We start from the raw sequence: 24,015 nt of genomic DNA, 5'->3' as shown, positions 1-24,015 counted from the left end.
TAGAAACGCGACCAGCGTCGCTAACTGGAATTGCAGTTTTTCCGGCTTTGGCGGTCAAAATTTCAGAAAATCGTGGCGAGCTACAGTCGTTTTTCCGGGCGCCACCGGGCGACCGTCATCCCGCAATGGCCCGTCGCCTGGCGTCGAGACAGCTCACCCCGCCCCCGCCTTCACCAGCCCTTCACGCAAATGCTGCGCATCGCTCTCCTGCGCATAATGCAGCGTCGAAAGAAACGGCTCGATCTCGAACGTCGGCGCCAGTGTCCGCACCTTCTCCATATGCGCGTTCGCCGCAATGTTGTCGCCGAGCCAGCCGTAGCAGGCAGCGACGAAGGCGTGTTGGGTCTCGTCCATGGAGGAAAGATGCATGAAGGCCTCGATCGCCTCGCCGTATTGGCGGGCGGCGAAATGGGCCTTGCCGAGGTGGCTCCAGAAGCGTTCGGGGTGATGCGGATTGAGCCGCATCGCCTTCAGGATCCATTCCACCCCCTCCTCCGGCCGCCCGAGCCAGGTCAGGAGTTCGCCCTGCTGCACCACGACGAGGTCGTAGTTGGGGTTGAGGAAGAGCGCACGCTCCTGGTGATAGCGCGCCATCGTCAGCTCGTTGTTGTTGACGTTGACGGCCGCAAGGATGCGGTGCACGTCGGCGTCGTTGTCGTCGAGCGCCAGCGCCCGTTCCAGTTCGGCATTGACCTCCACCCAGGTCGCGTCCTTGTCGGCGCACCATCCGTAGACCCAGGCCTGCCCGAGGATGCAGGCCCGCCAGGCATGGGCATGGGCATAGCCGGGGTCGAGTGCCACCGCCCGGTCGATCAGCGATTGGGCTTGGCTGTTGTCGGCGACGGTGCTGCGATGGTGCAGCACCTTGGCGGCGAGCGCGCATTCATAGGCCGCCATGTTGGCCGGCTTCGTGCGGGAGAGCTGGTCGCGCTGGGCGGCCTCGACGCGGCCCGGCAAGGTGGCGGCGATCGCCGCCGTCACCTCGTCCTGAATGGCGAAGATATCGTCGAGCTGCCGGTCGTACTTGTCGGCCCAGATATGGGCGTCGTTGACGGCGTCGATGAGCTGGACGGTGACGCGCACCCTCTCGCCGATCTTGCGAACGCTGCCTTCCACCAGGTATTGCGCCCCGAGCCGTGCGGCCACCTCGCGCGCGTTGACCGGCTGGTTCTTGTAGACGAAGCTCGAATTGCGCGAGATGACGAAGAGCTCATGGCGGCGCGACAGCGCAGTGATGATGTCTTCGGTCAGGCCATCGGCGAAGAACTCCTGGTCCGGGTCGCCGCTCATGTTGTCGAACGGCAGCACCACGATCGTCGGCTTGCAGACGACCCTTTTCGCATCGGCCTCATCCGGCGAAGCCGGCAGGATCACGCCTTCCGGCCCGATGCGATAGAGATGCACGGGACGGCTGATGTTCTTCAGTATCTTCTCGCCAAGGTCTTCGATCGGCAGTTCGAGGCGGTCGGCCACCTGTGTCGCCACCGCGGCGGTCACGCAGATGCCGCCGACATCGGCCAGTTGCTCGATGCGCGCGGCGATGTTGACGCCGTCGCCGAAGATATCGTCGTCCTCGAAGATGATGTCGCCGAGATTGATGCCGATGCGGAATTCGATCCGCCGGTCCTCGGGCACGTCGCTGTTGCGCCGCTTCATGCGCTGCTGGATCTCGACGGCGCATTTGACCGCATCGGTCACGCTCTGGAACTCGACCAGCATTCCGTCGCCGGTGGTCTTGATCAGCCGGCCCTTGTTCTTGGCGATCGCCGGATCGATGAGCTCGATGCGGTGGGTTCTGAGCCGCGCAAGCGTGCCCGCTTCGTCGGCCTCCATCAGCCGACTGTAGCCGGCCATATCGGCTGCCAGCACTGCGGCGAGTCTCTGCTCCATGGGCTTGCCAAACACTTTGAAAAAGCGGCCCGTTCCGGGCTTCCGGACCAAGGAGGGTTCCCGCTCCGATACTATCGCACGGCGACGCGATCGCCTACCCAAATCAACAGCTGGAAAGCAAAGCCTCGAAAGCGAGCCTGTGTTGCGGGTTACGCGATTGCGGCATAGGACGGGACCTCAATCGGGGGATGCATCTTGAGGCACGATGACGCGAAGCGCACTCGCCGAGATCAAGTGAGAGGCGAAACCATTTGATGGGCTGGCGTGGAAGTCTGATCTATACCGCATTGAACATCGCCTTGGCGGCCGTCATTGCCGCCATCGCGCAACCGGGCAATCGCGGGCTTGTCTTCATCGGCGCACTCGTGGCGCTGGAACTGGCGCCCTGGTTGCTGGCACTTTGGACCGGCTTGAAATTCTGGGTCGCCTATCACGCGTTCTTGAAAAGACAGTCCGTGGACCTCATCAAGCGCGAGATGCGTAAGCATGACCTGCCCACGGCTTCGGCGTTTTTCGACCATTCGCGATATCTGACGCACACGATCGAAAGTGATCGGACGACACTGCGGGCGAAGCTCAGAGCATCGGGCTTCGCAGCGGAGATCCGGACCTTGCAGTCGGTCCGGCCGCAAACGGCGGGAAGAGCCTATGCCGCCATGTTTCAAGAGGCCATGAAACAGCACAGTTCGGAAGCGGCCGCGACAACCGGCGCGGATCCGGCAGAGCCGAGGGAATGAAGCGATGACTGCGCGACCACTACGCGACAGATACAAGTCTCCCCTCCTGCAGCCCGGTCATTGCCGTGGTGATGCCGATCTGATCGGCCTGCTCATGGAAAACGGCATCGAGGGTCGGTTTTTCATGTGCTTCAGCACGTGCCGGAACAGGCCGAAGACCTCTACACATTGCTTGTTGATGACCGGCTGGTCGTGCCATTCGAAATCCGCCGTGGCGGTGCCCCTATGATTGCCGGGGCGCTTCACGTTCTTCCGCTCGCCCAGTTTCGAAGCGAGATCGGCCAGGGGAAAGAGCGCATCCGCCTGGACCAGGCGGTTGCCGATGCCCGCAAGCTGCTTGGAAACTAGGGCCGAGGTCGCCGAAGCCTTCAGTATGTCGAAGGGGCGCAGCGCCGTTCTGCTTGACATTGCTTGCCTAAGTCAACTATCTATGTGCCGTAGGCAAATTTATTAAGGCAATCCCATGTCTCCGCATGCAATCGACGAGCGCGCCCTGACGGTGCGGCGCTTCAACCGCTTCTATACCCGCCAGATCGGCGCGCTGCATGAGCACCTGCTCGACAGCGCCTTCTCGCTGACGGAGGTCCGGATTCTCTATGAACTCGCGCATCGTTCCGGTCTGACGGCAAGCGACCTCTGCCGGGAACTCGGCCTCGACGCCGGTTATCTCAGCCGGGTCATCGCCGGCTTCGAGAAGAAGGGGCTGGTCGAAAAGACCCGTTCGCCGGCCGATGGCAGGATCGCACAGCTGGATCTGACGGAAGCGGGGCGCGCGACCTTCCAGCCGCTGGAGGATGCGTCGCAGAGCGAAGTCGTTGCCAAGCTGGAAAAGCTCTCCGTGCCGGAGCAGAAGCAACTGGTGGGCGCCATGGGCGAGATCGAGAGTCTGCTGCGCGACGAGCGGACGCCAGGCTACATCCTGCGCGATCCGCAGCCGGGCGACATGGGCTGGATCATCCATCGCCAGGGCGCGCTCTATGCGCAGGAATACGGCTGGAGCACCGAGTTCGAGGCCCTGGTCGCGGAAATCATCGTCAAATACATGCGCGACTACGACCCCGCTTCGGACCGATGCTGGATCGCCGAAAAGGATGGCAAGGTGGTCGGCTCGGTGTTTCTCGTCCGGCACGACGAGGCGACGGCAAAGCTCCGGCTTCTCTATGTGGAACCGAGCGCGCGGGGCCTCGGCATCGGCCGCCGCCTGGTCGAGGAATGCATGCGCCACGCCCGCCTTCAAGGCTACACGCGCATGGTGCTCTGGACCAACGCCGGCCTCGACGCCGCCCGCCACATCTACGAGAAGGCCGGCTTCGCTCTGATCGAGGAAGAGCAGCACCACAGCTTTGGCAAGGACTTGATCGGCCAGACATGGGCGCGCGATCTGTGAGGATCTTGCCGCAGGTTGGCGCGAGGCGGTGGAAGCCGTGTCGCCCGGCTCGGCGCAGCCGTTACTGCGATTGCAATGATGGGGCACGCACCGGCGAGCCGCTGACGAGACTGAACGTCCCGTCACAGAGGCGGTAGAATCCGTCCTGCGGAACCGGCAGTTCCAGCATTTCCCGCCGGGAGAGGCCGGCATAGACGCCGCGCACCAGCCGGCCGAACAGCCCATGCGAAATCGCAACGGTCGGCCGCCGGATATTTTCGAGCCAGCTTTTCGCCCGGGCGCACGCCGCATCGAAGCTCTCTCCGTCCGGCGAGCGGAAATACCAGTCGAAGGCGTCGGAACCATCGAGTTTTCCCGGAAACTCCATGTCGATCTCGAACATCGTCAGGCCGTCCCAGGACCCGACGGAAACCTCCATCAGTCGCGCGTCCTCGCGACGCGCCAGCGGCAGCACGCGCTGCACCCGGTCGGCGGTTTCGCAGGTTCGTCCGAGCGGGCTGACTTGCATCTCGAAGGCTTGCGCATCGCCTTCGATTTCCGCGTGAAGCAACGCCGCGACGAAATCCGCCTGCTCGATGCCACGCCTCGTCAGCGGTGAATCCTTTTGCCCCTGGAACCGACCGAGCGTGTTCCAGACGGTTTCGCCATGGCGAAGGAGATAGATCACCGTCGGCACAGCGGAATCGGAAAGGGAAGCGTTGGTTCGGTGCACTGGAGTTTCGCTCAGAACAAAGGGAGAAAGCGGCGAGAAAGGCGGCCGAACCGAGTATGCTGATAGGATAGCCGAGGAGTAACTTTTCGGAATTATGTCGCAACGGCCGCCGACATGGTGAACATCCGACCGTGTAACCCAACAGAAGATTGCGTCCTGAGGTTGAAATTCTGCTTCAATTGCTTCTTGATGGCAGAGGCGATCATTGCTGCATAGCCTGGAGACTTCAATGGATATGACTACCCCCAGCGGGCAGCTTTCTGGCCTGTCCTTTTTGGTGTTCTGGGTGTTGCTGGCGATCCTGCTCTTTAGCGGCGTGCGTCAGGGGTTGAGTGCAGGGCCAAAGGACGATGATCGGTCCAGCGCGCGGGATCGTTCTGTTGGGCGCATAGCTCGGTATCTGTTGGAAGGCGACAGATACCGTCGAGCCGTGGGCCTGGCTGTCGAGGCCAAAGCCAGATCCTATTTCGCGCGCCGCATTGGTAAAGTCCATCTGGCAGCGCTGGCCTTCTTCGCCATGACGACATTGCTTCTGACGATCTGGAATCTGCATGAGGCCAAGATGCACCGGGTATCTCAAATCCAAGCCACATCGCCGTCGCAGCAGGTTAAATGAGCGATCTGGTGGTTTTCCCGAGGCGACATCTCAAAGTCAGGATCAGTCGATTCGCCCCAGTACATCTTTGGCCCGAAATCGACGGTAAAATCCCAGCCATTACCTTTGTAAAAGCGCAATGACCGGATGAACCAATGAATTTCCCAGATCAGCAATACGGCGAGTCCGGCCACGATCAGATGCGGCACATAACCGGGGCCTTCGTTCTTCAGCAAGATGATTCCCTCACTCCACCGGATCGAGAATATCCGGCGTATCATTCTTCGGCGAGCCGACCTTGCTTCCGATCTTCCACATCGTCATCAGGTCAGGCGGAAACGGCTTCATCAGGTCAGGCGCTTCCGGTTCGGGCGAAAGCCAGCGCTCGTAATCGTCCGGATGCAGGATGACCGGCATGCGGTCGTGGATGTCGGCCATCATGGCGTTGGCATCGGTGGTGACAATCGCGAACGTGCGGATATCCTCGTCGGTATCAGGGTCGCGCCAGCTCTCCCAGATGCCGGCAAGGCAGAAGGGTTCGCCCGATTTCATGGCGATGGCATAGGGCTGCTTGTCCTTGCCGGTGCCGTGAATGTCCTTCCACTCGAAGAAGCCGTCGATCGGCACCAGGCAGCGGCGCCGCTGATAGGACGAACGGAACTTCGTCGCGATCGTGTCGCTGCGCACGTTGACGAGCGGCCGCCCTGCCTTGGGGTCCTTCGTCCAGCTCGGGATCAGCCCCCAGCGCGCCGAAACGAAGACCGGGCCGAAGAGATCGGGATCGCGGATCACGTCGCGGATGATGATCGGGTAGATCAGCGTCGGCGCGCCGTTATAGCGCGGAAACTGGTTGGCGATCGCCTCGACGCCGCCGCGCTCCGCAAAGCCGAAGGCGCGCAGCAATCCTTCGAGATTGGTCTTCAGATAGACGCGTCCGCACATGGTCGCTCCTCTGCAACAGGCGGCAAAACGAACGGCAGCAGCGGCTTTGCGCTTTCAGCAGGCGCCGGAGCCGCAGGCAAAAGGTATAGCCCGGCCGCTCCGGGTCAACAGCCGTAGCCCATGGCTCCGCCAGCGCCCTCTCCTACAGCGCCGCGCGTCTTATCAGACGCGCAAAGGTCGCTGTAGCACTTTGAATTGCTGCATGTTTTTGTCCTTTAACCACCTACGATTAAAGGAAACATGCAGTGGCGCGTCACTTCATCTTCTCGACGTCGGGCAGTTTCCAGCTCTTTTCAAACAGCGGCTTTTCCGGGCCGTAGAGCCTAAAGAGCAGTTCGAACTTGCGGCTCGGGTCCACCGGCACCCAGTTGGCCTCCTTGCCCGCGGGCGCCTTGGCGCCGAAGAAGACCTCGACCGAGCCGTCGGCGTTCTTCTGAACGCCTGACCCGATCGAGGCGACGCTTGCCTTGTCCATGTTGCGGATCAGCGCATGGGTCTCGCGGTCATAGGCCGTCACCGACCAGTATTGCTTGACCGGCGCATCCTTCGGCACGACGAGGCGATAATTGGCGCTGCCGTCGAAGGCGTTGCCGTCCTTGTCCTTGTTGGCCATCAGGTAAAATTGTGCCGTGCCCAGCCGCTTGATGCCGGTGAAGCCGAGCGTATAGGTCACGCCGCGCGCGTCGACCGGATAGAGATCGGGTTCGGCATAGGCGTCCGAGGCGGCCTTCACCATTTCCGGCAGCCCGGCCGGAAACCAGCGGATGCCTTCGTTGATGACAGGAAAGCCGGCGTCATAGCGTGCCGAAAGCTCGGCCTTGGCTTCGGCGGCCGCCTTGTCGAGCAGCGCCTTGGTTTCGGCACTTGGCTGGTAGGGCTTGCCCTTCTCGATGCCGAGCGTCTTCAGTTGGTCGATCATCACCCGGTCGCGCTCGAGCCAGGGCTCGGTCTGCACGACGCGGTTCAGGTTGTCGAAGAAACTCGCATCATAGCGGATGGTGCTGTCGAATAGCACGTCATAGGCGTCCGTAAAGACCGTTTCCGGCGGCTTGTCGGTCACCGGCATCGGGTAGATCTTGATCTTCTTGCCATAGGCGACCGACTTTTCGATATCGGCGTCGGCATGGCTCTTCAAGTTGGAGCGCAGCAGCGCAAATCCGGTGAAGGAGTCCGAGCGAAGCGGAATGAAGCCCTCCGGCACCTCGCCCATATAGTCCGGCGGCAGGATCAGGTACTTGCCGCCCTTGCCCTCGTCCGCCCCTTGCGGCCCGGCGTCTTCGAGCGGCATCTGCCAGGCGTTGACGATGTTGCCGGCGATCGATCCGCCTTCGGCCGGCGGGATCTCGATGACGATGGGCCCGTCCTTCACGTTCCAGAACGACATGAAGTAGATCGCGTCCGGGTTCGGCGTCAGCGTCTGGTTCTTCCAGTTGACCGGACGCGACCAGTAGACGATCTCGTTGACCTTGGCCTTGGTCGTCGAAAGCATCGTCTGCAGCATCAGGTCGGCATTGACCGCCGGCATGCCCCAGATGACCGCCTCCGTTGCCCGGCGCTCGACGGCGCGGCGCTGAAGGCTTTCCGGCGAAACGTCCTGTGCGGCGACACCAGCCGTTCCGGCAAGGAGCGCAAGCGCTGTAAAGGCAACCCGAAGCATGTGGATCCTCACTTTCGGCGTTTGAAAGCCTGGGCATCGAGCCGCGATCAAGCGCGTGGCCCCGCTCCGACAAAGTCTGCTGTCACCAAGTAGAGCCCTCCTGTGCGAGGGGAAGTACGTAACTGTTACCGCCGCGGCAAATCCGCCGCCGGAACGCCGCCAAGTCCGCGCCTCCGAGGCTCGGGGCTTGACTCCGGTCCAAAATAGGTAGATCGGTCTACCTAACGATTTGGAGAAAGCGATGAGCGAGAAAGCGCCGGCGCGCGAGCGCCTGCTGAAGGCCGCGGCCGAACTGTTCTATCGAGATGGGGTCGGCGCCACCGGCATCGATGCGATCACCGCGCACGCGGGCGTCGCCAAGATGAGCCTCTACAACAACTTCTCGTCCAAGACCGATCTGGTGAATGCCTATATCGAGGCCCGGCACAAGGAATGGCAGGAACTTTACCGCGAGCGCCTGGCCGGCGCGACAACGCCGCGAGACCGGGTGCTGGCGATCTTCGACAGCTATGTCGACCACGCCGAGATGGCATACTCCTGGGGCTTCCGCGGCTGCGGGCTGCTGAACGCGGCCGCCGAGCTTTCCGTCGGTGACCCCGCCCGCGCCATCGTCGCCCTGCAGAAGGACGAGGTGGAAACGCTGTTCAAGCAGTATCTCAGCGAGATGCGGCCCGAAGCCGGAGCCGCGATCGACGAGACGGCGGAGCATCTCTCCTTCCTGCTCGAAGGCGCGATGTCGCGCGCCGGCCTCGACGGCAACGACATCAGGCTGAAGTCCGCGCGCAGGATCGCCATCTCGATCATGGACCAGCTATGACCTCGAAGAATTCCGTTTCCTTCGTCGGCTTTGCCTGCGTGCTCGTCGCCTCCGCCCTCTGGGGCACGACCGGCACCACCGCCACCTTTGCATCAGGCGTCAGCCCGCTCGGCATCGGCGCCGTCGCCATGGGCTTCGGCGGCCTGCTCCTGGCGCTGACGGCGCTGCACTCGATCGTCAAAAGCAGCAGCCGGATCGCTGCAAAATGGCCGATGCTTTTGCTCGGATCAGTCTCTGTCGCGATCTATCCGCTCGCCTTCTACAGTTCCATGCACCTCGCCGGCGTCGCCATCGGCACCGTCATCTCCATCGGCTCGGCGCCGCTGGCAGCCTCGCTGATCGAGCGCATCTTCGACGGCCAGAAGCTGACGACCCGCTGGCTGCTGGGCGCTGCCGCCGGCCTTGCCGGCGCCGTGCTTCTCTGCTTCTCCGAAAGCCACGGTGGCGGAAACGCTCAGGACGCGACGGCGGTCCTTTACGGCATTCTGCTCGGCCTCGTCTCCGGCCTGCTCTATGCGCTCTATTCCTGGGTGGCGCGCCGGCTGATGCAGGCGGGCATCCCGCCGCGCGCCGCGATGGGCTCGATCTTCGGCGTCGGCGGCACCTTGCTCCTACCGGTCCTCCTTTTCACCGGCGCGCCGTTGCTCACATCGTGGACGAACATCGCCGTCGGCGTCTACATGGCGCTCGTGCCGGTGCTCGTGGCTTACGTGCTCTTTGCCTATGGCCTCGCCCGCGTGTCGGCCACCATGGCGACGACGCTCTCGCTGCTCGAACCGGTCATCGCCGCCGTGCTTGCGGTCGTCATCGTCGGCGAGCGCCTGCCGGCGGAGGGCTGGGTGGGCATCGGCCTGATCGTCGGCTCGCTCTTCATCCTGACTGTGCCGGTGCCGGGGCGGCATCGCCGCGCCAAGCCTGAGCGATCCGATGCCGCGATCGACGCGGCGCTCCACACCCGCTAGATCATTTCATTGTTTCATCGAAACACTGAAGTGATCTAAGTCTTTGAAATCACGCAATTCCGGACGGAAAACCGCTTCGCACTTTTCCTGGAATTGCTCAAGAGCCGGAAGCCTTGAGATGAGCGACGTTGCTGCGCTGCCCCAACGCCAGGCAAACCGGTTCTCGGCGATCTTCATTCTGATCCTGCTCGAGGCGGCGCTGGTGGTCTCCTGGAGCGCCGGCTTCGTCGGCATTCGATTTGCCATCGACCATGCGCCGATCTTCCTGATCCTGCTCTGGCGCAGCCTCGTCTCCGGCCTGCTGCTGCTGCCCTTCGCGCTGACGATCGGGCCGAAAATCCGCCTCAAGGAGGCCGTGCCGCAAATGCTCTTCGGCGCGCTCGCCATGTCCGGCTATCTCGCGGGCTTTGCGCTTGCCATCTCCTACGGCGTGCCGACCGGGCTCGTGGCGCTGATCACCGACATGCTGCCGCTCGCCGTCGCCATCCTCTCCTGGCCCATTCTCGGCCAGGCGCTTAACCCCCGCCAATGGCTCGGCTCCTTCATCGGCCTGACCGGCGTGCTCATCGCCTCCGGCTGGTCGCTCGATCTCGGCAATGTGCCGCTCTGGGCCTATGGCCTGCCGGTGCTCGGCACCCTCTCTTTGGCGCTGGCGACACTGCTGCAGAAGCGCAGCCCAGCGGGCGCCATGCCGGTGCACCAGAGCCTCTGCATCCAGTGCCTTTCGGCGGCCGCGATCTTCGCGCTCTTTGCCTGGCACGAAGGCAGCGTGCTCCCGGTTCTCGATCCGGGTTTCGTCGGCGGCATCCTCTGGCTGGTCTTCGTCGCCACCTTCGGCGCCTGGAGCCTTTATTATCTGGCGCTGAAAAAATCCTCGCCCGCCCGCGTCACCGCGATCCTTTATCTCAGCCCGCCGGTGACGATGCTCTGGGCATGGGTCATGTTCGCAGAGCCCCTCTCCCTGAGCATGGCCGCCGGCCTCACCGTCTCGCTGATCGGCATCATCATCGTCGCAAGGGCGCAACGGCCGGTTCACGGCTGACAGGACGGCTTGCATCTTGCGGTGGTCCTTGCGAAGGCTTTCCACCAAACAATGAGGGCAGCGGTCACGTCCATGAGCTTTTCCGAAGTCAAACCACGCCACGTGCTCTGCCTGCTCGGCGGAGAGCGCCCCTTCTCGGAGCTGTGCGAGATGATCCAGTCTGCGATCGACAGCTTCGCCCCCGGCTTCGAGATCGACTATACGTTTTCCGAGGACGCGCCGGATGACCGCATGCCGATGTCCTTCGAGGTCTGCTGGGATCGCGTGCAGAAGGGTGCGTGGACTAAAGACGACGAAGCTGGACAGCCGTAGGCCTTGCATCGCACCTCTATTCGTAATAATTGAAGTTACATGAAAAAAGACAGCCGCCTTTCCTCCGTCCTGCACGCGCTCCTGCACATGGCCGAGCGCGGCGAGCCCTTGACCTCGGACGAGCTTGCGCTCTGCATGCGCACCAATCCGGTCGTCGTCCGCCGCACCATGGGCTTCCTGCGCGATGCCGGCATCGTTTCCTCCGCCCGCGGACACGCGGGCGGCTGGGCGATCACCGCCGATCTCAAGACCGTGACGCTCCGGCAATTGCACGAGACGCTCGGCGAACCCGCGATCTTTGCCATCGGCAACCGGCAGGAAATGCCGGAATGCCTCGTCGAGCAGGCGGTCAACGCAGCCCTCGACACGGCCTTTGCCGAAGCGGAAGCGCTGCTCCTCGACCGCTTCGCCCATGTGACGCTCGCCGACCTCGCCGAGGATTTCGCAAGGCGGCACCGGCTTCGAGCTCAGTGAACTGCGCCGGACCGATCCACTTCACGGCGTGATCGGTCCCGTTACGTAAGCGCGGGATGCGGGGCTCCATATATGTCCCCCGACCCGCTTCCGGCAATTCCCGGAAAGAACGGTTTTTCCGTCCGGAATTGCATCCATTCGAAGAGTGACAATTCCCGGAACCGCATGAAGGCGGTTTTCCGGCCGGAACGCTATTGCCCAAAGCCCGGGTCGAGGCACTGGTTCAAGGAACCGGTGGGCCGGCCTGCGCCCAACCGAAAGGACCTGAAACATGCAACAGGACGTCATCATCATCGGCGGCAGCTATGCCGGCATGGCCGCTGCGCTCCAACTGCTGCGCGCCCGCCGGCGCGTGGCTATCATCGACGAGGGCATTCGCCGCAACCGGTTTGCCAGCCACTCCCATGGTTTCCTCGGCCAGGACGGCATCAATCCCGGCGAGATCGCCGCAACCGCGCGGGCGCAGCTCTCCGCCTATCCGACGCTCACCTGGATCGACGGCCGCGCTGTTTCCGCCAGCGGCAAGAACGATGCCTTCGTCGTCACCACCGCCGACGGTGCGTCCTTTGAGGGCCGACGCCTGCTCTTTGCAACCGGCGTCAAGGACGGCCTGCCCAAGATCGAGGGGCTGACCGAACGCTGGGGCAAGAGCGCCTTCCATTGCCCCTATTGCCACGGCTACGAGCTGAACGAGGGCGAGATCGGCGTCATCGCCGCAAGTCCGATGTCGATCCACCAGGCGCAGCTCATTCCCGAATGGGGTAAGGTGACCTTCTTCACCAATGGCGCCATCGCGCTCGACAAGGAGGGCCGCGCCGACCTTATCAAACGCGGTGTCACCATCGACGAAACCCCGATCGTCAGGCTCGAAGGTCACGCGGAAGTGGTGCTGACCGATGGCCGCCGCCTGCCCTTCTCCGGCCTCTTCGTCGCCACCCGCACCACGCCCGCCAGCGACATCGCCGAACGCTTCGGCTGCGAGATCGAGGAAACACCGATGGGCCTGCAAATCAGGGCCACGGCCGCCAAGGAAACGACCATTCCCGGCGCCTATGCCTGCGGCGACGTCGGCCGCGTCCCCCACTCGGTCTCGCTCGCCGTCGGTGATGGCGCCTGGGCCGGCGCGCAACTGCACCGCTCGCTGGTTTTCGGATAGAGAGCAGCCGCCGTCCGGGCGCCTCTGCAGCGGCATGAGAAACCGACCGAACGGCGCAGCCGCTTTGCGCCGTTCGGCTTCCAGCCTTGTCAAATCAACGGTCAGCATGCTTTGCATCGTTCCGTCCGAACGTAAGCTGGAGCTATCGATGCCCATCGCCCTCACCTGCTTTCAGGGTCGCGCCGGCGACCACAACGACCTTGCCATTCCCGGCGCGAAGTCCATCGCTTCCCATCTCGCGAGAAGGCTCGGCCTCGAAGCCGTGGTGGTCGGAGACCCGGAACCGGCGCTGAACGGCCACTGGACGGTCGAACTCGAAGCCGCGATGCCGGCGCTCAAGCGCATGCAGGATCGGTTCGAGGCGGTCTACGCCGAGGGATCGGTTTCGCTGGCGGCAACGAGCCGCTGTGCGGTGTCGCTGGCAACGCTGCCGGCCGTCGCCAGGCACCATGACGATGCCGTCGTCGTCTGGTTCGACGCGCATGGCGACCTGAACACGCCTGATACCAGCAGCACCGGCTATCTCGGCGGGCTGGCGCTTTCGGGGCCGTGCGGCCTCTGGAAATCCGGCCTTGGCCACGGAGTCTCCGTTCGCAATGTCGTCCTGGTCGGGCAGCGCGACCTCGATCTGTTCGAAGTTAGCCTCATCGCTGTGGGGCAGATCCCTCATATCCGCCCCGGCGCCGACCTTGCGCAGAAGCTTGCCGAGGCTGTCGCCGGCAGGCCTGTCTATATCCACCTCGACTGCGACGTGCTGAACCCTGGCATCGTCCCGACCGATTATCAGCATGATGACGGGCTGTCGCTCGACGACTTGCGCGCGGCCTGCGAAGTCCTTGCCAAGAGCGAAGTCGTCGGCTTGGAGATCGCAGAGTTTCAGAACGCCTGGTCGGAAGGCGGCGAAGCGGTGACGCCTGAACCGCTGCTCGAGGCACTGGAACCGCTTCTGCAAAAGCTGCGCCGCTGACCTCGCCCTCGGCAGGCTGCCAACGCTCCTCATTGCGGACAGCCAGTTTGCGCGTAGCATGATCCTTCCGCTCGTGTTCGGTATCGGCTGCCATGAAGCTCGGATCGGTCCTTCTTGCCTGCGCCTGTCTGCTCGGCGAAAGCACCTCCGCCGAGCCGCTCAGGGTCGATCTCGAATTGGTGCTCGCCGTCGACGTCTCCTATTCGATGGACCTCGACGAACAGCGGCTGCAGCGGCAGGGCTATGTCGCCGCCTTTCTCGAGCCTGAATTGATCGGGGCCATCGAGAACGGCCCGCTCGGCCGCATCGCCGTCACCTATGTCGAATGGGGCGGCTCGGCGGTGCAGGTCACGCCCTGGACGCTGATCGACGGCCGCGGCACAGCGACGCAATATTCCGAGCTCCTGCGTCGGCAACCGATCCGGCGGATCGCCTTCACCTCGATCTCCAACACCCTTGCGTTCACGCGACGGCTGTTCGATTACAGCCCCTTCGAGGGCAGCCGCCGCGTCATCGATATCTCCGGCGACGGCCCCAACAATTCCGGCGTTCCGGCGCCGGTCGCGCGCAATTCCACCGTCGCCCGCGGCATCGTCATCGATGGCTTGCCGATCATGCTGAAAACACACGTAGCCTCGGACTCCGCCTCCATCCCCGATCTCGACGCCTATTACCGCGAATGCGTGATCGGCGGCGACGGCGCCTTTCTGGTGAAGGTATCCGATAGCGGCGAGTTCGCGAGCGCCATCCTGCGCAAGCTGATCACCGAGATCTCCGGCCTGGAGGTGAGCGGCCTCGCCGCAGCCAGGGTACGTCCTGCGCAATTCGGCAAGGACTACAATTGCTTCATCGGCGAGGAGATGCAGGAGCGGATGATCGGACGGTAGGGACAATCCAGTTGTCCTGGAGCGTCCTTCTGCCCTCAAGTGATGCGACTTGGAGGCAGGATACTCTAGTCGGCCACATCCCCACCCGTCATCCTCGGGCTCGACCCGAGGATCCATGCGCACGCAACGTAAAACACTCAGGCCACAGTTCTGGATGCTCGGGTCAAGCCCGAGCATGACGGAGGGTAAGGTGCGCCAGTTAAGGCACGCGGCGCTATGGCGCCATCAGCGCGGTTGCAGGCGCGCCGCTTCAGTCAACGACCGGGAACTCCATCCACAACCAACGACAGGGCAACCTGTTGACTCTGAAATTGCAGGAGCATGAAACGGCTCTCCGACCGAACCCTCCGATTTCAGACTGACAAGCAGACACGAAAGCAGACGATGCCTCACTACCTGACCGAACTTTACAGCGCCAAGCCGGCGTGGCTTGCCCTTTCAAGGCAGGGACGCCAGCAGTTCTTCACCGCGATCGGCTCCGCCATGCCGGCGCTGTCGGCGCTCGGCGTGGAGCTGATCACCTTCGGCAAGGTCGACCAGTCCAAGCTGCACGCGGCGTCGCAGACCTTCTTTGCGGTCTGGCGCTGCCCGGATGCGACGGCGCTGGAAGCGCTCGTTTCGGGCATCGCGCAATCCGGCTGGCATGAGTACTTCGACACGATCAACGCCGGCGGCAAAGGCACCGATTTTGCCGGCCACCTCACGCAGCTCGGCGAAGCCGCATAGGTCTTGCCTGTGTCCCGCTTCCTTACAGCGCCGCGCGTCTTATAAGACGCGCGAAGGTCGCTGTAGCACTTTGATTTTCTGCATGTCTTTGTCCTTAAATCGAGTCGATTTAAGGAGACATGCAGTAGCCCCTTCGCTTTAACTCGCGATCGGCTTGAGGGGGCTGTAGAAAACGATCTCCGGGTCGTTCTCGTCGAGATTGTCGATATAACCACTTGGCCGAAAACCGGCCCTGACAAGCAGATCCTGCATGACGCGGTTGGACATGTTGGTCGAGGTAAAGAGTTTTGAGCCGGCGCACATCGTCTGGAAATGCGCGATTAGCGCCGCGCCAAGACCACGCCGGCGATGGGAGGCTCCGACCATCAGCATCTCGATGAGGGCGTGACCAAAGAAGTGGCGGGTCAGCACGCCATAGGCCGCAACCTCGCCATCGATCTCGACCAGATGGCAGCAGCCGTTTTCCAGCCAGCCGGCGATGTCAGCGCATCGTGTCGGATCGCCCGCCGCAACGGTGTCGATCGCACAGAGCGCCGGATGGTCATCCTTGACCGCAAGTCGAATTCGCATGGTCCGGTTCCGCAATTTTCGCGGGAACCTACGGCGATTGATCGATCCGCGCCATGACGATGGAATGCGGCCCCAAAAGGGCGCCATCCCCGCCGCCAGCCAATGCCAGCGGCGGGGGATTGCGCCTTAGCGCGGCGACAGTTGTACGTAACGGTTACGACGTGGGGCGCTTGGCGCGCGGAGTTGCGCGCCTCGCGGCGGCAAATATTCGGTGGATGAAGCACGCCCGATCATCGGGTTGCCATCCGCCACCGCTTCCGCGTAACAAGCGGTTGCCATTAGTATCTTGCCGCGAAACTGCCGGCGCTTGCAACAAGGGCGCGACAGAAAAGGGACGCATGAAATCGACCAAGAAGGACAGCGGGCAAAAGACCGGCAAGGCCGGAACGCTCTTGCAACAACTTGCAAGAGCGCCCGAGAAGCTGTTTTCAGGGTCGTTTCGCCAGCAAATCGCCGCACTTTGCTTCCGTCCAACGAAAAATGGCAGCGGCATCGAAATCCTGGTGGTCACTTCGCGTGAGAGCGGCCGCTGGGTCATTCCCAAGGGATGGCCGATGAAGCGCAAGAAGCCATACGAGGCGGCGGAAATCGAGGCCTGGCAGGAGGCCGGCGTGCGCGGCAAGGTCCGGAAAAAGCCGGTCGGCAGCTACACCTATCTGAAAGTGCTCGATGACGGCGACGTCGTGCCCTGCGTGGTCGATATCTTCCAGATCGAAGTCGATGAAGTGGCGGATGATTTCAAGGAACGCGGCGAGCGCGTTCTTGCCTGGGTCAGTCCCGACGAAGCGGCGCGCCGTGTCCGCGAAATCGAACTGAAGTCGCTGCTGGTCGAATTCGTGCCGCGCTGAACGATGGCTTCCTGCGGCCCCGCCCAAACCGCAAACACTCGCCCCCGCATTGACGACAGATTGCCGCAATCGGCGGTTCGGCCTTTGGCGCCGGCGTCAACAGCGCCTATATGAGGCCGGCAAAGCCGAGGGCCGAAGCCGGGGTAAAGAGATGAACGACGAACTGCAGGGCCGCGCCGTCCATGTCGCGGCGATCCGCGAACGGGCGGAAGTCGAGATGAAGGCGATCGGCGTCGACGAGACGTTCATCGGTCATCTGGTCGATACGTTCTACGCGCGCGTGCTCGCCCATCCGGAGCTCGGCCCCGTCTTCGACGCCAGGCTTTCGGGCCGCTGGCCGGAGCATATGGAAAAGATGAAGAGCTTCTGGTCGGCCGTCGCCTTCCGCAACGGCGCCTATGGCGGCAAGCCGGTGCAGGCCCATACAGGCGTCGCCAACATGACGCCGGATCTCTTCCCGAAATGGCTGGAACTTTTCTCCACCACCCTCGATGACATCGCACCGAACCAGGAGGCGAAAGCCTGGTTCATGGCGACGGCCGAGCGTATCGCCCGAAGCCTGACACTTTCCCTTTTCTACAATCCGGCGCTCGACGACCCCGCGCTGAAGCGCGGGTGACGACCGGGCTTTGCCCTGCCGTCAGAGCAAGCGGCCCGCGATCAGGATTTCCTCCGCCTCGTCAAAGGACATTGCGAAAACCCGCTTGCCCAGTTCGAAACTGAAACCGGCCCGGGCAAAGGCGGAGAGCTCCTTCATCGTGCGCTTCTCGTCGAGATCGATCTTGCGGAACGGGCCGAAAGCGCGCTTTCGCGCAAGAACGACGGCGGCATAGAGATCGTCGGCCTCCGCAACCGCCGCTGCGACATCGGTTTTCGCTATGCCCTTCTGCGATAGTGTCTGCGCGATCGCCCGCTTCGACTTGCCGCCGCGCATGCCAGAGCGGGTCTTGATCTCGGCATAGGCCTGATCGTTGAGCGCGCCGTTGTCATAGGCGAAGGTCACGGCGGCCGCGGCCAGAAGTTCCACCTGACTGGCGCTGATATCCTCGAACTTCTCCCGCGCCTTGCGCGCGATCGCATCGAAAAGTTGCTTCTCCGTCAGCATCTGGCGGTGAAGCCGATAGGCCGCGGAATTGCGCGCCCAGGCATACATGCGCGGCGTCGGCTGATCGGATTGCTCTGTCTCGTCGTTGAGGTTCAAGCCCGCCCTACCCTCGAAGGGAAACACAGTCAGCAACAGCCGATCGCGATCCGTCGGATCGGATCAGCGCCGCATCGAAATGCGAAATGACCTGACTCTCCTGGACAAGGCAATTCCGCAGCCAACCCGGCTCACAGTTTTCGCGGGCGTTGTTCTCTAGGAATAGCGGCGAGCGCACCCACACGCGGGCGCGGGCATGAGGGGCGCCGCGACCGAAGGGCCGCGCGGATCTTTCGACCGGTGGCCCTCCGTTCCCGCGGTCGCTAGTCGAACTTCTCGGTGCTGTCGGCCTTGCCCTTCACCCAGTAGCCGGAGGCCTTGAGCCAGGTGAGCGGCAGGCCGCGCTCCTCGACGAAATGGCTGCGGATCGCCCGCGTCACCGCAGCCTCGGCCGCAATCCACACGAAGGTGCCGGGCTCGAGCTTCAGCGAACGCACGACCGAGAGCAACGCCGAAGGATCGCTCGCCCTATCGAGAGGACGATAGGCCCAATGGGTGGTAAGCGCCGCCTCGGTGCGGAAGACCTGCCGTTCGTCCGGCCCGGTGACAGCGGCGATGCTGGTGATCTCGTGGCCATCAGGCGTCTCCTCGATCCGCCGCCCGATTGCCGGCAGGGCCGTTTCGTCGCCGATCAGCAGCCAGCGCCGGAAATCTCCCGAGACGACGGCCGAACCGCGCGGGCCGCCGATTTCGAAGTGATCGCCAACCGCGGCATTCATCGCCCAGGCGGTCACGGGCCCCGCCTCATGCAGCGCGAAATCGAGCGCCAGGATGCGTGCGTCGTTGTCGTAACGCCGGGGTGTATAGTCCCGGTGCTCCACGCTGCCATCGGCACCGGGCACGAAGATCTTGATGTGGTCGTCCGCCCCGAGGCTGACGAAGTCCGCGAGATCCTCGCCGGAAAGCGTGATCCTGAGCATGCCGGGCGTAATACGCTCGATGCCGGAGACGACGAGCGACCGCCGCCTGAGCTCATGGCGAACGCGCTCGATGCGCGGCGCAGGAAGGTTGGAATAGTTGAGAGGATTGTCCATTTGCATCCCTTAGGGGGCTCGAAAACCTCGATCCGCAGGACACAGTCGCGCAGATCGAAGCCGCTTCAAGCCGTTCGATCATACGCGTTGAGTGACGTTAACGCTTACGTGGCCGGGATACGCCCGGTCATGTCACGGAAATCTGTCTACCGGAAAGGCCCGCATCGATCAATGCGGTATCTTGACTAAAAGGCGAAGGTTTTACCAGCCAAAAGAAAACGCGCCCGCCGGGGCGAGCGCGTTCTTTTTCTGGACCGGAGGCTTGGAGTCCTAGGCAGCCAGCGCCGCTGCTTCGCCGCGGACGAGATCGCCGAGGCGGCGAATGCCCTCGTCGATCATCTTGTCGTTGGCGCAGGAGAAGGAGACGCGCAGGGTGTTTTCGCCCGAGCCATCGGCAAAGAAGGCGCGGCCGGGAACGAAGGCGACCTTCACCGTCTCGATCGACTTTGCCAGCAGTGCGGCACCATCCATGCCCTTCGGCAGCGTCACCCAGACGAACATGCCGCCTTCCGGCTTCGTCCAGGAAACACCCTCGGGCATGTACTTTTCGAGCGCCGCCAGCATGGCGTTGCGGCGCTGCTTGTAGACCTTGTGGATCTTGGCCACCTGCTGGTCGAAGCCGCGCTCGGCAACCGTGCAGATCGCCATCTGGTTGATGGTCGAGGAATGCAGATCGGCCGCCTGCTTCAGAAGCACCAGCTTGCGGATCACCTTTTCCGAGGCGCAGACCCAGCCGACGCGAAGGCCCGGAGCGAGCGTCTTGGAGAACGAGCCGCAATAGATCGTGCGGGTGTTGTTGATATCGACCTTCTTGGCGATTTCGAGCGCCAGGATCGGCGGCACCGGCTCGCCGTCGTAGCGCAGCGACTGGTAGGCCGCGTCTTCGATGACGGCGATGTCGAGTTCTTCGGCAAGCGCGAGCACGCGCTCGCGGCCGGCCCGGTCGACGGTCTCGCCGGTCGGGTTGGCGAAATCGGCAGACAGATAGGCGAACTTGACGCGGCCGCCGGCTTCGGAAGCCGCCTGACGATAGGCTTCCGGCGTGCGGTTGCCGTTCGGGTTCAGCTGGTCGTAGGTCGGCTCATAGGCGTTGAAGGCCTGCAGCGCCCCGAGATAGGTCGGCCAGGTGACGAGCGCGGTGTCGTTCGGCGACAGGAACAGCTTGCCGATATAGTCGAGGCCCTGCTGCGAGCCCGAAGTGATGAAGATGTTGTCGGCGCCGGCGGGAATGCCGATTTTTTCCATCTGCTTGGCGAGCCATTCGCGCAGCGGCTTGTAGCCTTCGCTGACCGAATACTGCAGCGCCGCACCGACGGCCGGGCCTGCGAAGATCTCCGCATAGGCGTCCTTGAATTCCGCATCCGGAAACAGCGCGGGGTCGGGAATGCCGCCGGCAAACGAGATGATGTCAGGACGATCGAGCAGCTTCAAAAGTTCGCGGATTTCCGAGGCGCGCATCCGGCTCGAGCGCGTCGCGAAGATGTGTTCCCAATCCAGCATGGGGTGTTTCCTCAGAGATTATTGGTGCGGAAAGCGGTTCTCCGCTTCCTCCCGCGTCGTTGTAGAGCGCCGTGCGTTCAGGTGAACGCACAAAGGACGCTCGGGCATTTTCGTTCTAGAGCATCTTTCCGCTTCAAGCGATCCCACTTGAGTGCGCGATGCTCTGGACGGTGAAGCGACAGGACCACGGCGGCTAATTTATGTCAATATTATTGACCTAATTCCGTGCGTTTTTCGGGCTTTTCGGGCTCTTCGCACGTAGCGTCCAGGGCCTGACGTTACGTCAGTCCAAGCCGAATGCCACGCGGCCCGGCGCAACGCAAGCCAGAGCGTAACTGTTACATCCTTGCCGCTCGCCTCAACCGGGCGCACAGTCACTCGTCCACTGATTGTCTTTCATGACGGCGCCATGCGTCCGATCGGACGTAAGAGCGGCCGCAGCAGCACTTTCATGTGCCGCATGATTTGCCTCGGATCGATCGCGATCGCGGGAATTGTGCAGCACCCATGTCTCGATCCCCTCTGGCGATATGGAGCGATGTGCCATGAGCAAGCATCCGGTATCCGAGCATCCCGATCAGAACGATCTGCCTTCAGGCGAGCAGCCCTTAAGCGTCAGCCGTCGCGACCTGCTGCTTGGCGGCAGTGCGCTCGCCGCCGCAGCCCTCACCGTTTCCGCCCCTTCGGCCCACGCGCAGCAATCGCCAACACCCGCCTCCGGCGGCGGCAAGCCGAACATCCTGATGATCATGGGCGACGATATCGGCTGGTTCAATCCGAGCATCTATCATCGCGGCATGATGGGTTATCGCACACCGAACATCGACCGCATCGGCAATGAAGGCGCCATGTTCACCGACTGGTACGGCGAGCAGAGCTGCACTGCCGGACGCGCCGCCTTCATCACCGGCCAGTCGCCGATCCGCACCGGTCTTACCAAGGTCGGCCTGCCCGGCGCCGATCTCGGCCTGCAGGCGGAAGACCCGACCGTTGCCGAACTGCTGAAGGCGCAGGGCTATGCCACCGGCCAGTTCGGCAAGAACCACCTCGGCGACAAGGACGAGTTTCTGCCGACGGCCCACGGCTTCGACGAGTTCTTCGGCAACCTCTACCACCTCAACGCCGAGGAGGAGCCGGAGAACCCCGACTATCCGAAGAGCCCGGAGTTCCGCAAACGCTTCGGCCCGCGCGGCGTCATCCATTCCTATGCGGACGGGCGCGTGGAGGACACCGGCCCGCTGACGAAGAAGCGCATGGAAACGGTCGACGGTGAATTCCTGGCGGCCGCGCTCGATTTCATCGACCGCCAGCACAACGCCCAGAAGCCCTGGTTCTGCTACTTCAACTCGACGCGCATGCACGTCAACACCCACCTGAAGCCGGAATCGGAGGGCAAGACCGGCAAGGGCGTCTATGCCGACGGCATGGTGGAGCATGACGGCATGGTCGGTGAACTTCTGAAGAAGGTCGACGATCTTGGCGTGGTCGAAAACACCATCGTCATCTACACCACCGACAACGGCGCCGAGGTGATGACCTGGCCGGATGGCGGCAACACACCGTTCCGCGGCGAAAAGGCCACCAACTGGGAAGGCGGCTACCGCGTGCCCACCTGCATCCGTTGGCCCGGCGTCATCAAGCCGACCACTGTCTATAACGACATGTTCTCCCACTACGACCTGATCCCGACCTTCTGTGCTGCGGCCGGCGAGCCGGATATCGTCGCCAAGTGCAAGGCGGGCTACCAGGCCGGCACCAAGAGCTTCAAGGTGCATCTCGACGGCTACAACCTGATGCCCTACTTCCGCGGCGAGGTGAAGGACGCGCCGCGCCGCGAATTCCTCTATTGGAACGACGACGGCGAGCTCGTCGCCGTCCGTTTCCAGGATTGGAAGGTCGTGTTCAAGGCGCAGGAAAGCACCGGCATCGGCGTCTGGCGCGACGCATTCACCCCCTTGCGGGCACCGAAGCTTTTCAACATGCGGGCCGACCCGTTCGAGCGCGGCGATGAGTCGATCGAGTATGAAAAGTGGTTCTTCGACCGCGCCTTCGTCGTCGTCCCCTCGCAGGCCATCGTCGCGCAATGGCTGGAGAGCTTCAAGGAGTTCCCGATCCGCCAGAAGCCGGCGAGCTTCAACCTCGACGACGTGATGGACAAGCTTTCGACCGGCGGCAAGCAATAGGCATGATGCCCCTCGCCGCTTCCATCTCGCAGGGCAGCCTCTGCGGGATGGCAGCGGCGGAAGAAACCGCACGTGTTGCCGGAGAGTTCAAAGGAACGAAATTGCGGACAGAGGAGCTGAAGAGTAGAATTTCGCCCTTCATTCGACAGGAGGGACTAGGCTATGAGACTGTTTATCCTGTCGGCTGGCGCCACCCTGGCGCTGGCACCCACCGCCTTTGCGGCACCCACGGCGCCCGCGACGCAACCCCTGAAGATCTCCAAGGAGTGCAGCCAGTTCACCGGCGACACGCCGAGCTTCTGCACCATCACGGAATCGAACCTTGAGGCGATCCCGGCGGGCACCAAGATCCTCTATTATGGGCCGGTGGTCGCCAATCCGCTGTTCTCCAGCAGCACGGCAGTCATCGCCGTCGGGAACGGCGACTCGGCGGTCGGGTACTGCGTCGTCTACGATACGGCCAGCCCGCCGCTTGGAACCTGTGCCTTCCATGCCGGCAGCGGCACGCTCGCCGGTTTCCAGGCGATCGTGAAGGTCACGGTCGACGACAAGCAGATCTGGCACTGGGACGGAGACTACGTGCTGGGCGCCACCCAGGCCGCCAAGTGAGACATTGAGACCTTGAGAACTACCGGTCTCGCACCGGCCACAACGCGACGAGGCAGAGCCCGGCCTTGGTCGGGCTCTGCCCGTTGCGGCAAGCCATGCGCGCGATCCTCGCCATCGGCGGGGCGAGGACGGTTTATGGTCTGACCGCCGGCGCGCTGGCGTGACCTGAGAACAGGAGCCGGAAGCATGATGGCGCCGGTGAAGCGCTCCTGCCAGACGAGCAGCCGCGGAAAACGGTAGAGCGCCTGCCCGACCGTGCCCGAAGCAAGCGCCACCGAGCCGAGCGAAAGAATGCCGGCAAGCTTCTGGATGGTGCCGAGCACGGCAAGCTGCAGCCACACGGGGCCTGCCGCCGGATCGACGAACTGCGGCAGGAAGGCGAACATGAAGAGCAGCGACTTCGGGTTCGTCAGGCTGTTGATCGTTCCCTCTCGAACGGCGCGCCAGTCGGAAACATCGGTCGCCGCCAGCCGCTTTTTCGCGGCAGCAGCGCCGAAGCTCGACCACACCATGCGGCCACCGAGATAGAGCATGTAGACAGCCCCGACCCATTGCAGCGCCATGAGGCCGGCGGGATAGGCCTTCAGCAGCGAGGCGACACCGAGAACCAGCAGGCTCACCTGCACGAGGCCCGCGAAAAACACCATGCCGACGACCGTCAGCAGCGCCACCCGACGCCCCTGCCCGATCCCGCGGGCAAGCACCAGCATCATGTCCGGACCGGGCGTGAGGTGGGTTCAAGGATGAAGTGCGACTTGCGATAGATACCAATGGGTTGTCACTCGCAAGGAATGGCTCATGAGACGC

Annotated in this window: 26 protein-coding genes and 1 pseudogene; 16 read left to right on the top strand and 11 right to left on the bottom strand. The window is 63.1% G+C overall.

Translation table 11 applies throughout. The annotated features are described in order from the left end of the window. Positions 1-153: 153 nt before the first annotated feature. Positions 154-1,890, bottom strand: coding sequence for an adenylate/guanylate cyclase domain-containing protein (locus tag V7S54_RS04260; protein WP_065376311.1), 1,737 nt, complete (start codon positions 1,888-1,890; stop codon positions 154-156). Positions 1,891-2,144: 254 nt separating this feature from the next. On the opposite strand from V7S54_RS04260, the gene V7S54_RS04255 reads away from it, so the two are divergent. Continuing rightward, entirely contained in the window at positions 2,145-2,627 is a 483-nt protein-coding gene (locus V7S54_RS04255; protein WP_065376257.1) for a hypothetical protein, read from the top strand. Positions 2,628-2,684: 57 nt separating this feature from the next. Here V7S54_RS04255 and V7S54_RS04250 read toward each other — a convergent pair whose 3' ends face one another. Next, a complete protein-coding gene (locus V7S54_RS04250) occupies positions 2,685-3,035 on the bottom strand; it encodes a hypothetical protein (protein WP_065376258.1) in 351 nt (116 codons plus the stop codon). A gap of 55 nt (positions 3,036-3,090) precedes the next feature. Here V7S54_RS04250 and V7S54_RS04245 point away from each other — a divergent pair, with 55 nt between their 5' ends. After that, positions 3,091-4,014 (top strand): bifunctional helix-turn-helix transcriptional regulator/GNAT family N-acetyltransferase, encoded by a 924-nt coding sequence (locus V7S54_RS04245; RefSeq protein ID WP_065376259.1) that lies wholly within the window; start codon positions 3,091-3,093, stop codon positions 4,012-4,014. A 61-nt stretch (positions 4,015-4,075) separates the two neighbouring features. Here the strand turns inward: V7S54_RS04245 and V7S54_RS04240 are convergent, their stop codons facing one another. Then, positions 4,076-4,681: a histidine phosphatase family protein gene (locus tag V7S54_RS04240; RefSeq protein ID WP_065376312.1), complete on the bottom strand. Its 606-nt coding sequence runs from the start codon at positions 4,679-4,681 to the stop codon at positions 4,076-4,078. 274 nt (positions 4,682-4,955) lie between these two features. Here V7S54_RS04240 and V7S54_RS04235 point away from each other — a divergent pair, with 274 nt between their 5' ends. Then, positions 4,956-5,342, top strand: coding sequence for a hypothetical protein (locus V7S54_RS04235; protein ID WP_065376260.1), 387 nt, complete (start codon positions 4,956-4,958; stop codon positions 5,340-5,342). Here the strand turns inward: V7S54_RS04235 and V7S54_RS04230 are convergent. The 3 genes from V7S54_RS04230 to V7S54_RS04220 all read right to left on the bottom strand — a co-directional run bounded on the left by V7S54_RS04230 (position 5,303) and on the right by V7S54_RS04220 (position 7,920). Continuing rightward, positions 5,303-5,557: a hypothetical protein gene (locus V7S54_RS04230; RefSeq protein ID WP_141679521.1), complete on the bottom strand. Its 255-nt coding sequence runs from the start codon at positions 5,555-5,557 to the stop codon at positions 5,303-5,305. The two genes, V7S54_RS04235 and V7S54_RS04230, sit on opposite strands and share 40 nt — an antisense overlap. 10 nt (positions 5,558-5,567) lie before the next feature. Next, entirely contained in the window at positions 5,568-6,263 is a 696-nt protein-coding gene (locus tag V7S54_RS04225) for an SOS response-associated peptidase (protein ID WP_065376261.1), read from the bottom strand. 253 nt (positions 6,264-6,516) lie between these two features. Beyond that, positions 6,517-7,920 (bottom strand): DUF1254 domain-containing protein, encoded by a 1,404-nt coding sequence (locus V7S54_RS04220; protein WP_065376262.1) that lies wholly within the window; start codon positions 7,918-7,920, stop codon positions 6,517-6,519. A 241-nt stretch (positions 7,921-8,161) separates the two neighbouring features. Between V7S54_RS04220 and V7S54_RS04215 the strand changes: the two genes are divergently transcribed. The 9 genes from V7S54_RS04215 (at position 8,162) to V7S54_RS04175 (ending at position 15,263) form a co-directional block, all read left to right on the top strand. Next, complete coding sequence (locus V7S54_RS04215) at positions 8,162-8,737, top strand: TetR/AcrR family transcriptional regulator (protein ID WP_065376263.1); 576 nt, start codon at positions 8,162-8,164, stop codon at positions 8,735-8,737. Next, positions 8,734-9,699: a DMT family transporter gene (locus tag V7S54_RS04210; protein WP_065376264.1), complete on the top strand. Its 966-nt coding sequence runs from the start codon at positions 8,734-8,736 to the stop codon at positions 9,697-9,699. The genes V7S54_RS04215 and V7S54_RS04210 overlap by 4 nt, the downstream gene beginning before the upstream one ends. A 118-nt stretch (positions 9,700-9,817) precedes the next feature. Continuing rightward, entirely contained in the window at positions 9,818-10,741 is a 924-nt protein-coding gene (locus V7S54_RS04205) for a DMT family transporter (protein ID WP_065376265.1), read from the top strand. A gap of 72 nt (positions 10,742-10,813) precedes the next feature. Next, positions 10,814-11,053 (top strand): hypothetical protein, encoded by a 240-nt coding sequence (locus V7S54_RS04200; protein WP_065376266.1) that lies wholly within the window; start codon positions 10,814-10,816, stop codon positions 11,051-11,053. 39 nt (positions 11,054-11,092) lie between these two features. Further along, complete coding sequence (locus V7S54_RS04195; RefSeq protein WP_065376267.1) at positions 11,093-11,527, top strand: Rrf2 family transcriptional regulator; 435 nt, start codon at positions 11,093-11,095, stop codon at positions 11,525-11,527. Between the two features lie 271 nt (positions 11,528-11,798). Continuing rightward, positions 11,799-12,683 carry an NAD(P)/FAD-dependent oxidoreductase gene (locus V7S54_RS04190; protein ID WP_065376268.1) on the top strand — a complete coding sequence of 295 codons (885 nt, stop codon included), beginning with the start codon at positions 11,799-11,801 and terminating at the stop codon, positions 12,681-12,683. Positions 12,684-12,831: 148 nt separating this feature from the next. After that, entirely contained in the window at positions 12,832-13,650 is an 819-nt protein-coding gene (locus tag V7S54_RS04185; RefSeq protein WP_141679522.1) for an arginase family protein, read from the top strand. Positions 13,651-13,742: 92 nt separating this feature from the next. Next, a complete protein-coding gene (locus V7S54_RS04180; RefSeq protein WP_065376269.1) occupies positions 13,743-14,537 on the top strand; it encodes a DUF1194 domain-containing protein in 795 nt (264 codons plus the stop codon). Positions 14,538-14,921: 384 nt separating this feature from the next. Continuing rightward, positions 14,922-15,263, top strand: a complete 342-nt coding sequence (locus V7S54_RS04175) for a DUF6616 family protein (RefSeq protein ID WP_065376314.1) — start codon at positions 14,922-14,924, stop codon at positions 15,261-15,263. Positions 15,264-15,401: 138 nt separating this feature from the next. Here V7S54_RS04175 and V7S54_RS04170 read toward each other — a convergent pair whose 3' ends face one another. Continuing rightward, entirely contained in the window at positions 15,402-15,833 is a 432-nt protein-coding gene (locus tag V7S54_RS04170) for a GNAT family N-acetyltransferase (RefSeq protein ID WP_065376270.1), read from the bottom strand. Between the two features lie 338 nt (positions 15,834-16,171). Here V7S54_RS04170 and V7S54_RS04165 point away from each other — a divergent pair, with 338 nt between their 5' ends. Next, positions 16,172-16,681 carry an NUDIX hydrolase gene (locus V7S54_RS04165; protein ID WP_065376271.1) on the top strand — a complete coding sequence of 170 codons (510 nt, stop codon included), beginning with the start codon at positions 16,172-16,174 and terminating at the stop codon, positions 16,679-16,681. 151 nt (positions 16,682-16,832) lie between these two features. Continuing rightward, positions 16,833-17,300, top strand: a complete 468-nt coding sequence (locus V7S54_RS04160; protein WP_065376272.1) for a group III truncated hemoglobin — start codon at positions 16,833-16,835, stop codon at positions 17,298-17,300. 21 nt (positions 17,301-17,321) lie between these two features. On the opposite strand, the gene recX is transcribed toward V7S54_RS04160, so the two are convergent. The 3 genes from recX to V7S54_RS04145 all read right to left on the bottom strand — a co-directional run bounded on the left by recX (position 17,322) and on the right by V7S54_RS04145 (position 20,416). Then, on the bottom strand, positions 17,322-17,918 hold the full coding sequence (recX, locus tag V7S54_RS04155; RefSeq protein WP_268753063.1) for a recombination regulator RecX: 597 nt from the start codon (positions 17,916-17,918) through the stop codon (positions 17,322-17,324). Positions 17,919-18,145: 227 nt separating this feature from the next. Beyond that, entirely contained in the window at positions 18,146-18,916 is a 771-nt protein-coding gene (locus tag V7S54_RS04150) for a siderophore-interacting protein (protein ID WP_065376273.1), read from the bottom strand. Positions 18,917-19,186: 270 nt separating this feature from the next. Further along, on the bottom strand, positions 19,187-20,416 hold the full coding sequence (locus tag V7S54_RS04145; RefSeq protein ID WP_065376274.1) for an aminotransferase-like domain-containing protein: 1,230 nt from the start codon (positions 20,414-20,416) through the stop codon (positions 19,187-19,189). 545 nt (positions 20,417-20,961) lie between these two features. On the opposite strand from V7S54_RS04145, the gene V7S54_RS04140 reads away from it, so the two are divergent. Continuing rightward, a complete protein-coding gene (locus V7S54_RS04140; protein ID WP_083203782.1) occupies positions 20,962-22,599 on the top strand; it encodes an arylsulfatase in 1,638 nt (545 codons plus the stop codon). Positions 22,600-22,761: 162 nt separating this feature from the next. Next, positions 22,762-23,208, top strand: a complete 447-nt coding sequence (locus V7S54_RS04135; RefSeq protein ID WP_065376275.1) for a hypothetical protein — start codon at positions 22,762-22,764, stop codon at positions 23,206-23,208. Here the strand turns inward: V7S54_RS04135 and V7S54_RS04130 are convergent. Next, a pseudogene (locus V7S54_RS04130) lies at positions 23,175-23,927 on the bottom strand (LysE family translocator); the annotation flags it as partial. The gene V7S54_RS04135 and the pseudogene V7S54_RS04130 overlap by 34 nt on opposite strands. Between the last annotated feature and the right edge of the window lie 88 nt (positions 23,928-24,015).

This window comes from Ensifer sp. CCNWLY38, from assembly GCF_037120565.1.
In the GTDB taxonomy this organism is placed as follows: Bacteria; Pseudomonadota; Alphaproteobacteria; order Rhizobiales; family Rhizobiaceae; genus Ensifer; species Ensifer adhaerens_H.
This window is presented reverse-complemented; position numbering and strand designations above follow the sequence as displayed.